The organism is Nocardiopsis aegyptia (assembly GCF_013410755.1).
Taxonomy (GTDB): domain Bacteria; phylum Actinomycetota; class Actinomycetes; order Streptosporangiales; family Streptosporangiaceae; genus Nocardiopsis; species Nocardiopsis aegyptia.
The window spans coordinates 5,246,529-5,259,667 of the sequence record NZ_JACCFS010000001.1 but is presented as its reverse complement, the minus strand read 5'-3'; the positions used below and the strand labels follow the sequence as shown (position 1 = coordinate 5,259,667).

General features: G+C 72.1%; 9 protein-coding genes. 4 read left to right on the top strand and 5 right to left on the bottom strand.

All coding sequences use genetic code 11. From position 1 onward, the window contains the following. Window positions 1-12: 12 nt before the first annotated feature. A complete protein-coding gene (locus HNR10_RS23450) occupies window positions 13-648 on the bottom strand; it encodes a mycothiol-dependent nitroreductase Rv2466c family protein (protein ID WP_179827036.1) in 636 nt (211 codons plus the stop codon). Window positions 649-925: 277 nt separating this feature from the next. On the opposite strand from HNR10_RS23450, the gene pepN reads away from it, so the two are divergent. Continuing rightward, a complete protein-coding gene (gene pepN, locus HNR10_RS23445) occupies window positions 926-3,475 on the top strand; it encodes an aminopeptidase N (protein ID WP_179827026.1) in 2,550 nt (849 codons plus the stop codon). A gap of 60 nt (window positions 3,476-3,535) precedes the next feature. On the opposite strand, the gene malQ is transcribed toward pepN, so the two are convergent. Next, window positions 3,536-5,578, bottom strand: a complete 2,043-nt coding sequence (malQ, locus tag HNR10_RS23440; RefSeq protein WP_179827025.1) for a 4-alpha-glucanotransferase — start codon at window positions 5,576-5,578, stop codon at window positions 3,536-3,538. A 201-nt stretch (window positions 5,579-5,779) separates the two neighbouring features. On the opposite strand from malQ, the gene HNR10_RS23435 reads away from it, so the two are divergent. Continuing rightward, window positions 5,780-7,039 (top strand): MFS transporter, encoded by a 1,260-nt coding sequence (locus HNR10_RS23435; protein ID WP_179827023.1) that lies wholly within the window; start codon window positions 5,780-5,782, stop codon window positions 7,037-7,039. A gap of 14 nt (window positions 7,040-7,053) precedes the next feature. Here the strand turns inward: HNR10_RS23435 and HNR10_RS23430 are convergent, their stop codons facing one another. Next, complete coding sequence (locus tag HNR10_RS23430) at window positions 7,054-8,487, bottom strand: amidase (RefSeq protein ID WP_179827021.1); 1,434 nt, start codon at window positions 8,485-8,487, stop codon at window positions 7,054-7,056. A gap of 210 nt (window positions 8,488-8,697) precedes the next feature. Between HNR10_RS23430 and HNR10_RS23425 the strand changes: the two genes are divergently transcribed. Continuing rightward, complete coding sequence (locus HNR10_RS23425) at window positions 8,698-9,483, top strand: nuclease-related domain-containing protein (RefSeq protein WP_312889517.1); 786 nt, start codon at window positions 8,698-8,700, stop codon at window positions 9,481-9,483. 139 nt (window positions 9,484-9,622) lie between these two features. Beyond that, complete coding sequence (gene ilvD, locus HNR10_RS23420) at window positions 9,623-11,485, top strand: dihydroxy-acid dehydratase (protein WP_179827017.1); 1,863 nt, start codon at window positions 9,623-9,625, stop codon at window positions 11,483-11,485. 462 nt (window positions 11,486-11,947) lie between these two features. Here ilvD and HNR10_RS23415 read toward each other — a convergent pair whose 3' ends face one another. Then, window positions 11,948-12,151, bottom strand: coding sequence for an FmdB family zinc ribbon protein (locus tag HNR10_RS23415; protein ID WP_179827015.1), 204 nt, complete (start codon window positions 12,149-12,151; stop codon window positions 11,948-11,950). Window positions 12,152-12,279: 128 nt separating this feature from the next. Beyond that, window positions 12,280-12,780 carry an HNH endonuclease gene (locus HNR10_RS23410; protein WP_053616495.1) on the bottom strand — a complete coding sequence of 167 codons (501 nt, stop codon included), beginning with the start codon at window positions 12,778-12,780 and terminating at the stop codon, window positions 12,280-12,282. Window positions 12,781-13,139: the final 359 nt, after the last annotated feature.

The window sequence follows — 13,139 nt, the reverse complement described above, 5'->3', positions numbered from 1 at the left end:
GGCCGCGCCTGTTCAGTCGAAGAGGGGGCGCCGCGTACGGGTGCGCTTGAGCTCGAAGAAGCCGTCGGTCCCCGCGACCAGGCGCACGCCGTCCCACAGCCGTCCGGCGTCCTCGCCGCGCGGGGTCGGCGTGAGGACCGGCCCGAAGAACGAGACGCCCTCGACCTGGACCACGGGGGTGCCGACGTCCTCGCCGACCAGCTTCATCGCCTCCGCGTGGGAGGCGCGCAGAGCCTCATCGTAGTCCGTGGAGGCGCCGGCCTCCACGAGGTCCTCGGGCAGGCCCGCCTCGGCCAGGGCCGCGCGGATCGTGTCGTCGTCGCGCTCCTGTCCGCCGTTGTGGAACCGGGTGCCGAGCGCGGTGTAGAGGTCGCCCAGGACCTCGGGACCGAAGCGCTGCTCGGCGGCCACGCACACCCGCACGGCCGCCCACGCAGTCTTGAGCATCTCGCGGTAGTCGTCGGGGATGTCCTTGTCCTCGTTGAGGACGGCCAGGCTCATCACGTGCCAGCGCACCTCGACGGGGCGGACCTTCTCGACTTCCAGCAGCCAGCGGGAGGTGATCCAGGCCCAGGGGCACGCGGGGTCGAACCACATGTCCGCGTACACGGTCTCCTGGGCGTCGGCGGGGGCGGTGGGCTGGGTCATCGCATCTCCTCGATGGCGCGGGGCGGGGTGGTCCCGGCTCGGATCTCCGTAGTGGTCACTCACGCCGAACAAGACCGTGCGCGGTTTCGTTCCCACCCGCGCCACGAGAGGGCACGAGCACGGCGATCGGTTGCGCATCGGGGCCCGGCCCGTGGCAGGATCGGAACCGAGCGAAAGTGACCTCCGACCCCGACGACGCTCCGGCCCGCACGGCGGACTCGCCGCGGTCGGCACAGATTCCGGCCGGCGACGACGGCGGCCGTGAAGGGAGCGTGGAGTGGCAGGGAACCTGACACGGGACGAGGCACGGGAACGGGCCCGGATCCTGAGCGTGGACTCCTACGCCGTGGAACTGGACCTGACCACGGGGGACGAGACCTTTCGGTCCACCACCGTCATCCGGTTCTCCAGCACGGAGGCGGGTGCCCGCACGTTCGTGGACCTGACCGCCCCCGCGCTGCGTTCGGCGGTCCTCAACGGCCGCGAGCTCGACACGGCGGAGCTGTTCGACGGTGAGCGCCTCGTCCTTCCGGACCTGGCCGCCCGGAACGAGCTGACCGTCGTCGCCGACGCCGCCTACATGCGCACGGGCGAGGGACTGCACCGGTTCGTGGACCCGGTCGACGACTCGGTGTACCTGTACACCCAGTTCGAGACGGCGGACGCGCACCGCATGTTCACGTGCTTCGACCAGCCCGACCTGAAGGCGACCTTCGAGCTGACGGTGTTCGCGCCGTCCTCGTGGGAGGTCGTCTCCAACAGCGCGCCGGACGTGCGCGGGGAGGCGACCGGCACCGAGGACCGGGTGCGCTGGCACTTCCCGGCCACCCCGGTGGTGTCGACCTACATCACCGCGCTCATCGCGGGCCCGTACCACGTGGTGCGCGACGAGCACGACGGCATCCCGCTGGGCCTGTACTGCCGGGCCTCGCTCGCCGAGCACCTGGACTCCGAGGCCCTGTTCGAGGTCACCAAGCAGGGCTTCGACTTCTTCCACGGGCTGTTCGACCTGCGGTACCCGTTCGGCAAGTACGACCAGCTCTTCGTCCCGGAGTTCAACGCGGGCGCGATGGAGAACGCCGGGGCGGTCACGTTCCTGGAGGACTACGTCTTCCGCTCCCGCGTGACCGACGCCCGCTACGAGCGCCGCGCCGAGACCATCCTGCACGAGATGGCGCACATGTGGTTCGGCGACCTGGTCACCATGCGCTGGTGGGACGACCTGTGGCTGAACGAGTCGTTCGCGACCTACGCCAGCGTCTACAGCCAGGCCAACGCCACCAAGTGGACGGACGCCTGGACCACGTTCGCGAACGTGGAGAAGTCCTGGGCCCTGCGCCAGGACCAGCTGCCCTCGACCCACCCCATCGCCGCCGACATGGTCGACATCCAGGCGGTGGAGGTCAACTTCGACGGCATCACCTACGCCAAGGGCGCCTCGGTGCTCAAGCAGCTCGCGGCGTACGTGGGCGTGGACTCCTTCTTCGCGGGCGTGCGCGCCTACTTCAAGGAGAACGCCTTCGGCAACACCGAGCTGAAGGACCTGCTGCGCCACCTGGAGGCCGCCTCCGGCCGCGACCTGTCGGGCTGGTCCCGCGAGTGGCTGGAGACGACCGGCGTCAACACGATGCGCCCGGAGTTCGAGGTCGACGGCGACGGGAACTTCACCTCCTTCACCGTGCTGCAGGAGGCCGCCGACGAGCACCCGACGCTGCGCTCGCACCGCCTGGCGATCGGCCTGTACGACCGCACCGACGCCGGGATCGTGCGCCGCGAGCGCGTGGAACTGGACGTGAGCGGGGCCCGCACCGAGGTTCCCGAGCTGGTCGGCCGGGCCCGGCCCGACCTCGTGCTGATCAACGACGACGACCTCACCTTCACCAAGATCCGGCTGGACGAGCGCTCGCTGCGCACCGTGGTGGAGGGCGCAGGCGAGATCACCGAGTCGCTGCCGCGCGCGCTGTGCTTCGGCGCCGCCTGGGACATGACCCGGGACGCGGAGATGGCCGCCCGCGACTACGTCGCGCTGGTGATCTCCGGTATCAGCGGTGTCGACGACGTCATGGTCGCGCAGACCCTGCTGCGCCAGGCGACCGCGGCGCTGCTGAACTACGCCGACCCGGCGTGGCGCCCGTTCGGCTTCGAGCTGCTCGCCGACCGCCTGCGCGCACTGCTCGGCGCCGCCGAGCCCGGCGGCGACCTCCAGCTCGCCTACGCCAACGCGCTCGCCGACACAGCGGTCAGCGACGCCCACCTGTCCCTGCTCCGAGGGCTGCTGGACGGTGCCATCACGGTGGACGGCCTGACCGTGGACACCGACCTGCGGTGGACGCTGCTGCGGCGCCTGGTCGCCAAGGGCAAGGCCGGCGAGGACGAGATCACCGCGGAGCTGGAGCGGGACCCGACGGCCACCGGCCACCGGCACGCCGCCGGCGCCCGCGCCGCGATCCCCACGCCGGAGGCCAAGGCCGCCGCGTGGGACCGGATCGTCGGCTCGGAACTGGCCAACGCCGAGTTCCGCGCGACCCTGACGGGCTTCACCGAGCCGGGCCAGGCGGAGCTGTACCGGCCCTACATGGAGAAGTACTTCGCGCAGCTCGGTCCGGCCTGGGAGAAGTGGACGGGCGAGTTCGCCCAGTCGTTCGCGGAGATGTGCTACCCGAGCGCCCTGGTGGAGGAGGCGACGCTGGAGCGCACGGACGCCTACATCGAGGAGGCGGACCCGGCCCCGGCGCTGCGCCGCCTGCTGATCGAGGGACGCGCCGGCGTGGAGCGCGCACTGCGCGCCCGGGCGATGGACATCGCCACGGGTCAGCAGCGCGCCTGACGGTCACCTGACGCGCGGCGGCCCCGGGGAGTCCTCCCCGGGGCCGCCGTCGTCGGTGGGTCAGGGCGTGTCCTCGGCCGTCCCGCCGCGGCCCAGCGGACCCAGGGTCCGGCGGATCCGCGCGACCATGCGCGGGTCGGCCAGGAGCTCGTCCACCAGGACCGGCTCGCCCTCGGCGCTCGTGAGCGGGATCCGCCAGTTCGGGTACTCCGTGCTGGTGCCGGGCTGGTTCTGCATCCGGCGCTCCCCCACCACGTCGGTGAGCGCCACCCCCAGCATGCGTGCCGGCGTCCGCACCAGGTAGGCGTGCATGGCGGCGACCACGGCGGCCGGGTCGGCCACGGGGTCCACGCCGGGATCGAGCAGTCCGAGGTCGACGAGGTGCGCGCGCCAGCGCTCGACCCGCGCCTCGGAGTCGGCGCGCTCCTCCTCCACGGGGCGGCCGAGCAGGCCCAGCCGGTCCCGCAGTTCCACGTGCTCGGCGGACAGGAAGGACGCCACCGGCGGCAGGTCGTGGGTGGCGACCGTGGCCAGGCAGTCCGTGCGCCAGTCCTGCGGAGCGCGCGGGGTGCCGTCCCGCTCCTGTTCGAACCACAGCACGGACGTGCCCAGCAGTCCCCTGTCGCGCAGGTGGTCGCGGACCCAGGGCTCCACCGTACCCAGGTCCTCGCCGATGACCACGGCGTCGGCGCGGTGGGCGGCCAGCGCCAGGGTGCCGACCATGCCCTCGTGGTCGAAGCGCAGGTAGGTGCCCTCGTCGGCGGACGCCCCCTCGGGGACGCACCACAGCCGGAACAGCCCCATGACGTGGTCCACCCGTACGCCGCCGGAGTGCCGCAGCGCCTGGGCGATCATCTGGCGGAAGGGCGCGTAGCCCAGTTCCGCGAGCCGCCGCGGGTTCCAGGGCGGCTGGCCCCAGTCCTGGCCGCTCCGGTTGAACTCGTCCGGCGGCGCGCCCACGTGCAGCCCCGGCACCAGGGCGTCGCCGTACATCCAGGCGTCCGCGCCGCCGGCCTGCACCCCGATGGCGAGGTCGTGCACGATGCCGACGTCCATCCCCGCCGCGCGTGCGGTGGCCTGGGCCTGGGAGAGCTGGTCGTCGAGCAGCCACTGGAGCCACCGGTGGAACTCCACGGTCGGCCACCGGCGCAGGGCCTCCTGGCCGACGGCGTGGGCGGAGACGTCGCGCAGGGGCGCCGGCCAGGACCGGAAGTCGGCCCCGTACTCCTCGGCCAGCGCGCACCAGGTGGCGAACTCCACCAGCGGCTGCCCCTCGCGTTCGAGGTAGGTCCGCAGCGCGGCCTCGCGGCCCGGCGCGCGCGGCACCTGGAAGAGGATCTCCAGGGCGGAGCGCTTGGCCTCCCACACGGCGTCGCGGTCGAGCAGGTCGGCGGTGCGCCCGCGTTCGCGCAGCGGCCTGGCCAGGCGCTGGATGCCCTCCCGCTGGGCCGGGTCGAGGCGGGCGTACTCGGGCACGTCCTCGATCCGGATGTAGAGGGGGCTGGCGTAGCGGCGGCTCACGGGCAGGTACGGCGAGGGTTCGAGCGGCGGGAGCGGCTCGGTGGCGTGCACCGGGTTGATGAGGGCGAAGTCGGCCTCCAGGTCGCGGCCGCTCCAGTCGACCAGCTCGGCCAGGTCGCGCAGGTCGCCGATGCCCCAGGAGGCGCGGGAGCGCACGCTGTAGACCTGGGTCATGAGGCCCCACAGGCGCCGGTCGCGGCGCAGGGCACGCGGCTCGACGCGGTCGGGGACCACGAGCAGGGGCGCGTCGTGCTCGGTCCCGCCCACGGTGACGTGGAGGGTGTGCACGCCCAGGGGCAGGCCGGGATCGAAGGGCAGCAGGGAGCCGTCGGCGGTCTCGACGCTGCTGCGGGCGCCCTCGGGCAGGACGAGGTCGGGCGCCTTGTGCTCGCGGACGACGACGGCCGGCGGCAGCGGCCCCGGAGCGGAGTCCTCCTCGGGCCGGTCCGGGTCCACCCCCAGCGCCGACAGGATATGGCGGATGGTGTCGGGTCTCACCGGCACCCGTCTGCCCCGCCAGTCCTCGTAGCTCGTCGCGATCCCGTACTGCTCGGCCACGCGGGCCAGCTGAACGTCCCTCACAGACACCGATCATGCCCTACCGGGAGCCGTGTACACCGCAGGACGACCCGGCGTGGGGCCAGTTCGTGGGCGGATGCGGCGCCCGGTCCACCCACCCGTGCCGCCCGCATCATGCGTCACACGGTGCGCACCCGCCGTCGCGGAATCCGACGGTCCGTCGAACCGATCGCCGAGTGTCGGTCGCGAGTGGATAATGAGCGCGTGTTGTCCAACTACCGGCGCTTGTTCGCCGTCCCCCACGTCCTGTCCCTCCTCAGCTGGTCCCTCGTCGCGCGGTTCTACATGCCGGGGCAGATGATCGCGGTCACCTTCCTGGTGGTGGAGTGGACGGGGTCCTACACCTACGCGGGTGTGGTGGCGGGCGCGTTCACTCTGGGGATGGCTCTGGTGGGGCCGCTGCGCGGCCGGATGGCGGACCGCGGTGGCAGCGACCGCCTGGTGCTGGTGTGCGGCGCGGTGTTCGCCACGGGGCTGGTGGTGCTGGCGTTGTTCCCGGCGTCCCTGTGGTGGCTCGCGGTCCCGCTGGCCCTGGCCACGGGCCTGTTCGGCTCGCCGGCCAACCAGATCGTGCGGGCGCTGTGGCCGCGACTGACCCGCGGGCCCGAGCGCCAGGCCATCTACGCGGCCGAGGCGACGACGCAGGAACTCCTGTTCGTGTTCTCCCCGATCCTGACAGCCGGCGTGGTCGCGTACTGGGGCCCGCGCTGGTCGCTCCTGCTGCTCGCCCTCCTGGCGCTGGCGGGCTCGATCGGGTTCGCGCTGGCGCTGCGGCGCGCGGGTGTCACCGGGCCCGCGCCGGCCGAGCCGGGCACGGCGCCGACCGCGGGCGCCTCCGGGACCGGGTCCGCACCGGGCCGTCGGCGGAGCCTGGTCCTGCACCCGGTCCTGGGCCTGCTCTTCGCCATGTGCCTGCTGATGATCGCCGGGATCATCGGCACGGACCTGATGATCGTGGCGTGGGCCAACGAGCTCGACGCGCCCGAGTACGTGATGGTGCTGGCGTCGGTGTGGGCGCTGGGCTCCCTGGTCGGCGGCATGGTCTCCGGTGCCGTCAAGGGGCCGCCGCACCTGGTGCGCCGCTGCTTCGCCACCACACTGGGGCTGGCCCTCGTGCTGCCGTTCCTGCCGCCGATCACGCACCTGCCCACGCCTCTGCTGGCCACTCCGGTGCTGTTCCTGGCCGGACTGGCGGTCGCGCCGACGCTGGCCGCGGTGATGGGCCGGATCGGTGACAGCGCCCCCTCCGACCGGCGGGCCGAGGCCTTCGGGTGGCTGGCCACGGCCATGGGCGTGGGCGCCGCGATCGCGGGCCCGCTGGCCGGCGGCCTCATCGACGGCTTCGGGATCGCGGGTGGCGCCGCGGCCACGGTGGGCGCCCTGCTCGTGGCGTCGGTCCTGAGCCTGTTCGCCGTCCGGCGCCGGGCCGACACGGTCGCGGTGTCGGAGCGGGCCGTCTCCTGACCCGCTGACCCGCGTCAGAGTCCGGGCGGCACCCGGTGTGCCCAGGGCCGGGCGGCCTCCAGTTGGGCGGACAGCGCCAGCAGGGTGCCCTCTCCGCCCATCCGGCCGGAGAGCATGACCCCGATCGGCAGTCCCTCCCGCGACCAGTGCAGGGGGACGCTCACCGACGGCTGGCCGCTGACGTTGTACACCGAGGTGAACGGTGTGAACTCGGTCATCAGCCGGAACTCGCGCTCGGGCCCCTGTTCGCCGAAGTGTCCGACGGGGACCGGCGGCAGGGCCAGGGTCGGGGTGAGCACGGCGTCGTAGGGCGCGGTGGCGGCGACCATGGAGCGCACGCCCCTCTGCAGGGCGGCGCACGCGGCGATGTAGTCGGGCACCGGCGTGGCGCGGGCCCGCTCGCGGAGCCAACGGTTGAGCGGACCCAGCTCCGGTTCCCGCTCGGGTTCGACCGGGGTGGCGGCGGCCATCGCCGCCCAGACCACCGCGAAGTCCCGGCCGAAGGTGCCCCCGAAGTGGGCGTCCTGCGGCTCGGGGATCTCCTCCACCTCGTGGCCCAGTGCCGTGAGCAGGCGGGTGGCCTCCTCGTAGGCCGCCAGGACCTCCGGGTGGACGGGCACGGCGAGTTCTCCGGTGTCGGCGTAGCGGCCGATGCGCAGGGTGCCCGGCTCCCGGCGGGCGGCGTCGGCGAAGGTGCGGCCGGGCGGCAGGGGCGGGGCGGTGAAGTAGTCGCCCGGGCGGCTGATCGCCATCGCGTCCAGCAGCAGGGCGGCGTCCAGGACCGTGCGGGTGAGGGGCCCGGCCGTGGACAGTCCGAGCAGGTCGGGTTTGGCGGGCGCCCCGGAGATCCGGCCCCGGGTGGGCTTGAGCCCGAACAGCCCGCAGGCGGCGGCGGGGATGCGGATGGATCCGCCGCCGTCGCTGCCCTGGGCGGCGGGCGCGAGTCCGGCGGCGACGGCCGCGGCCGCGCCCCCGCTGGATCCGCCGGGGGTGAGCGCGGTGTCCCAGGGGTTGCGGGTGGGCGGCGCGATCGTGTTCTCCGTGTAGCAGGAGGAGCCGAACTCGGGGGTGTTGGTCTTGCCGAGCAGGATCGTCCCGGCGGCGCGCAGCGCGGCCACCATGTCCGAGTCGAAGGACGCGGTGGTGTCGCGGAACACCCGTGAGCCGAAGGTGATGGGTACGCCGGCGACCGGGTCGAGGTCCTTCACGGGGACGGGAACGCCGAGGAGGGGCGGCAGTGTGTCCGGCGTGTCGGCCATCACCCGCTTCTCCGCATTACGGGCTTGTTCAAGAGCCTTTTCGGGAGTGACCGTAATGTACGACCCGTACCGGCCGTCCAGCCGCTCGATGCGTTCCAGATAGTGCTCAGTGATCTCAACAGGGGACAGCTCACGACTGTGGACCAACGTTGCGAGTCGGTGCACCGAGAGTTCATGAATCCGGGTCATACCGACCCAGGTTAACGGGCACGACACCGGGCACCACGGGGATGGCGGAACCTCTCTAGAGAGATCGGCGGAACATGATGACTTTCCCTGTCTGCGTGCCGTTGACACCTGTTCGCGGCACGAAACGGGGTGAGAAAAGTGTGAGAAGTCATGCACTAGGACTCGGATATGGATGGAACTAATCTGACCGACGTGGAATCGGCAACCAGAGTGAACGGCACCAGCCCATCACCCGACGACGCGCGGCCGCACAGGCCTGAAGCGCTCTTCTTCCCCAACCAGAGAAACACCCGGAACGTCTCCGGCGGCCGGGCCCTCTACGGTGCGCTCAGGTCCAGCGAGAGCGCGCGCAGATGGACGGTCCGATCCGGCATCGCCCTGGCGGTCGGCCTCGCCACGGGCCTGCTGGCCACCGACTGGCGCATCGGTGCCACCTTCGCGATCCTCACCCTGGTCGGGATCGCCGTGTACAAGTCGCGGCGTGAGTCCGAGGTCCCGCGGTGGCGCAAACCCGGTGCGGCCCAGCGCAAGACCGAGGCCCAGCTCAAGGTCATGAAGCAGCTCGGCTACCGCGTCCTGCACGCGCGCTCGGTGCCCGGGGGCAACGGCCAGATCGACCACTTCATCGTGGGCCGCCGCGGCGCGTTCGCCATCGACTCCGAGTCGTGGGACAAGCGCCTCCCCCTGCGCAACAAGCTGGAGCAGCTCTACCACGGCCGCTTCAACAAGAACGACCGGATCGACGAGGCACTGGAGGAGGCCAAACGGGCCGAGGAGGCGATCAACGCCGAGCTGGGACGCGAGATCAAGGTCCGGGCGTCGTTGGCCATCTACGGACCCGGCATGCCCTGGGACAGCCACCGACTGCGCGGGGTCGACATCATCACCGGCACCAAGGTGCGCAAGTGGCTGCGCAGCGGGCGGGACCGGCTGACCGACACCGAGATCGAGGAGATCTACCAGGCGGCCAAGCGGGCCCTGCCGCCGCGGTACTGAACCCTTCTCCGCGCCCGGGGGCGCGGAGAAGGCCGATCATCTCAGCATGCGGACAGGCGGTCTTCCGTCCCGAGACCACATCCGTCCCGCGAGGGAGCTACCATCAGGGGGAAACACCCGAATCGATGGGAGTCTCCCCATGCCAGCCCTACGCTCTCGCACGGTGACCCACGGCCGGAACATGGCCGGCGCCCGCGCCCTCATGCGCGCCACCGGCGTAGAGCGTGAGGACTTCGGCAAGCCGATCGTGGCCGTGGCCAACAGCTTCACCGAGTTCGTGCCGGGCCACGTGCACCTGCGCGAGGTCGCCGAGGTCGTGGCCGACGCCATCCGCGAGGCGGGCGGCGTCCCCCGCGAGTTCAACTCCATCGCGGTCGACGACGGCATCGCGATGGGCCACGGCGGCATGCTCTACTCGCTGCCCAGCCGCGAGCTCATCGCCGACTCGCTGGAGTACATGGTCAACGCCCACTGCGCCGACGCGCTGGTGTGCGTGTCCAACTGCGACAAGATCACCCCGGGCATGCTGCTGGCCGCGCTGCGGCTGAACATCCCCACGGTGTTCGTCTCCGGCGGGCCCATGGAGGCCGGCAAGGTCACCGTCGTCAACGGCACCGCGACCACCGTCCGCAAGCTCGACCTCATCAACCCCATGATCGCGGCGGCCGACGAGAGCGTCTCCCAGGCCGAGCTCGACGAGATGGAGGAGGCGGCCTGCCCGACCTGCGGTTCCTGCTCGGGCATGTTCACCGCCAACTCGATGAACTGCCTCACCGAGGCCATGGGCCTGGCCCTGCCGGGCAACGGCACCGTCCTGGCCACCCACACCGCCCGGCGGGCGCTGTACGAGGACGCCGGACGCCGGGTCGTCGAGGCCGCCAAGCGCTACTACGAGGACGACGACGACTCCGTCCTGCCGCTGTCCATCGCCACGCCCGCCGCGTTCGGCAACGCCATGGCCCTGGACGTGGCCATGGGCGGCTCCACCAACACGATCCTGCACCTGCTCGCCGCCGCCACCGAGGCGGGCGTGGGCTTCGGGCTCCCCGAGATCGACGAGGTCTCCCGCCGGGTGCCCTGCCTGTGCAAGGTGGCGCCGAACACGGAGAAGTACCACATCGAGGACGTCCACCGGGCCGGCGGCATCCCCGCCATCCTGGGCGAACTCGCCCGCGGCGGCCTCCTGGACACCTCGCTGCCCACCGTGCACGGCAAGACGGTCGGCGAGTTCATCGCCGAGTGGGACATCGTCTCCGACTCCGTCCTGCCCGAGGCCGTGGAGCTCTTCCACGCGGCCCCCGGTGGCGTGCGCACCACCAAGGCCTACTCGCAGAGCACCCGCTGGGACACCCTGGACACCGACCGCGACCAGGGCTGCATCCGCTCGGTGCCCAGCGCCTACACCAAGGACGGCGGCCTGGCGGTGCTGTTCGGCAACCTGGCCCCCGACGGCGCGATCGTCAAGACCGCGGGCGTGGAGGAGGAGCTGTGGACCTTCTCCGGGCCGGCCAAGGTGTTCGAGTCCCAGGAGGACGCGGTCGACGGCATCCTCAACAAGCGGATCGAGCCCGGCGACGTCGTCGTCATCCGCTACGAGGGCCCCAAGGGCGGCCCCGGCATGCAGGAGATGCTGTACCCGACGAGCTTCCTCAAGGGCCGCGGCCTGGGCAAGGCCTGCGCGCTGATCACCGACGGCCGCTTCTCCGGCGGCACGTCCGGGCTCTCGATCGGCCATGCCTCCCCGGAGGCGGCCGCGGGCGGCGACATCGCCCTGGTCGAGGACGGCGACATGGTCAGCATCGACATCCCCAACCGGGGCCTGGTGCTGGAGGTGTCCGAGGACGAGCTGGCCGCGCGCCGGGAGCGCCTGCTCAAGGAGCTGGGCCGCTTCAAGCCGCGCGACCGCCAGCGCCCGGTCACGGCCGCGCTGCGCGCCTACGCCGCGATGGCGACCTCCGCCTCGACCGGCGCCGCGCGCGACGTGTCCCAGATCGAGGGCTGACGGACCCCGTCTTCCACCCGACCCCGGTGGTCCCGCGCCCCGGGACCACCGGGGTCGAACGCGCACGCGTCGTCCCGCAGAACCACTGGGGGTTGAACGTGCACGTACGGGCCCGGGGAACCCCAGGGGGTTAGAGGTCAGCGGTCCAGCCCCACCGTCACCACAGGGGGTCGATCCGGGCCAAAGCGAGGGACGAGCGGAGGCCCAAAGAAAGCACAGGGGTGAGGGGCGCGCCGGTGCCTGCAGGAGGAGCCGAGCCGGAGCGAGGCACGAGCGCAGGCGCGGGCGACGACGAAGGACCCGGCATGAAGCGCCCCGGGCCAAAGCGAGGGACGAGCGGAGGCCCAAAGAAAGCACAGGGGTGAGGGGCGCGCCGGTGCCTGCAGGAGGAGCCGAGCCGGAGCGAGGCACGAGCGCAGGCGCGGGCGACGACGAAGGACCCGGCGTGAAGCGCCCCGAACCTCAGCAGCAGCCGCCCCCGCAGCACCCTCCGCCATCGGAGGGCGCGGGGGCGGCGGCGCGTCCGCCCACGGCCACGGTGGACAGCAGTCGGACGGTGTCGCCGTGCCCCTGGGGGCAGTCGGCCGGGGTGTCCGAGTCGGACATGGGGCGGGAGAGCTCGAACGTGTCGCCGCACTCGCGGCAGCGGAAGTCGTATCTGGGCATGGGCCCAGGATACGGACTCCCACCGGTGCGACGGGGGCCGGGCTGGGACGCCTGGTCCCGGCCCCGTCGTCCTTCCCGCGGTCCTGCGCGCGCACCCGTGTCCGGGCGGCCCGCGGGACCCTGCGCCGCTAGGCCGCCAGGTGGGCCATGTACGGCTCCCACTGGGGGTCGCCGTGCAGGTCACCGTTGATCAGCCGCCAGTGGGGACCCTTCGGCACCTTGGGAGTGATGCGCAGTTCCCATCCGAGCTCGTCCAGGAACTTGTCGGCCTTGCGGTGGTTGCACGGCTTGCAGGCCGCCACCACGTTCTCCCACATGTGCGCGCCGCCGCGGCTCCTCGGCACGACGTGGTCGATCGTCTCCGCCTTCTTCCCGCAGTAACCGCAGGTGTGTCGGTCCCGACGCATAAGTGCCACGCGGGTGAGCGGCACCCTGCGGCTGTACGGGACGCTGATGTAACGTCTGAGCCGGATGACCGACGGCACGTCGTAGGCGCGTGTCGCCGAGTGGAGCACGGTTCCGGCGTCGTCTCCGTGCACGACCTCCGCCTTCTCCCGCAGGACGAGGAGAATCGCCCTGCGCAGCGGCAGCGTCGTCAGTGGTTCAAAGCTGGCGTTGAGCAGCAACACGTGCCGGCGGGCGGTGCCTGGACCGCCCTCCCTGCTGCGCGCGGCGCTCATGGCCTCGCCCCGGCCGTCGGCCGTGTCTCTTCCCCGGCCAGCCGTTCGGCCAGCCAGGAGACCTCCCTGTGCACTGACCCGAGGATCAGTGATTCCGTTCGCCTTGCCACACGGACCTCCCGGTGGTCCCGCCGAGTTGCGTCCCGCATTCAGTTTGCGTGGTCGGACCGCTTCGGCGCCACCCCAATTTACGTCGGGAACCCCAGAAACGCGTGAACTCCGCTTTCTGCGCCCCATTGTGCTCCTTCGGAACCCGGAATCACACTGGCGCCGCGCCGAACACTCCATGGTGGATAGCGGTGGATAGG

Excerpts from the sequence above, each read along its gene's own strand:
- ilvD (WP_179827017.1), top strand. The coding sequence starts at position 9,623 with ATGCCAGCCCTACGCTCTCGCACGGTGACCCACGGCCGGAACATGGCC.
- HNR10_RS23450 (WP_179827036.1), bottom strand. The coding sequence starts at position 648 with ATGACCCAGCCCACCGCCCCCGCCGACGCCCAGGAGACCGTGTACGCG.
- HNR10_RS23415 (WP_179827015.1), bottom strand. The coding sequence starts at position 12,151 with ATGCCCAGATACGACTTCCGCTGCCGCGAGTGCGGCGACACGTTCGAG.
- HNR10_RS23430 (WP_179827021.1), bottom strand. The coding sequence starts at position 8,487 with ATGACCCGGATTCATGAACTCTCGGTGCACCGACTCGCAACGTTGGTC.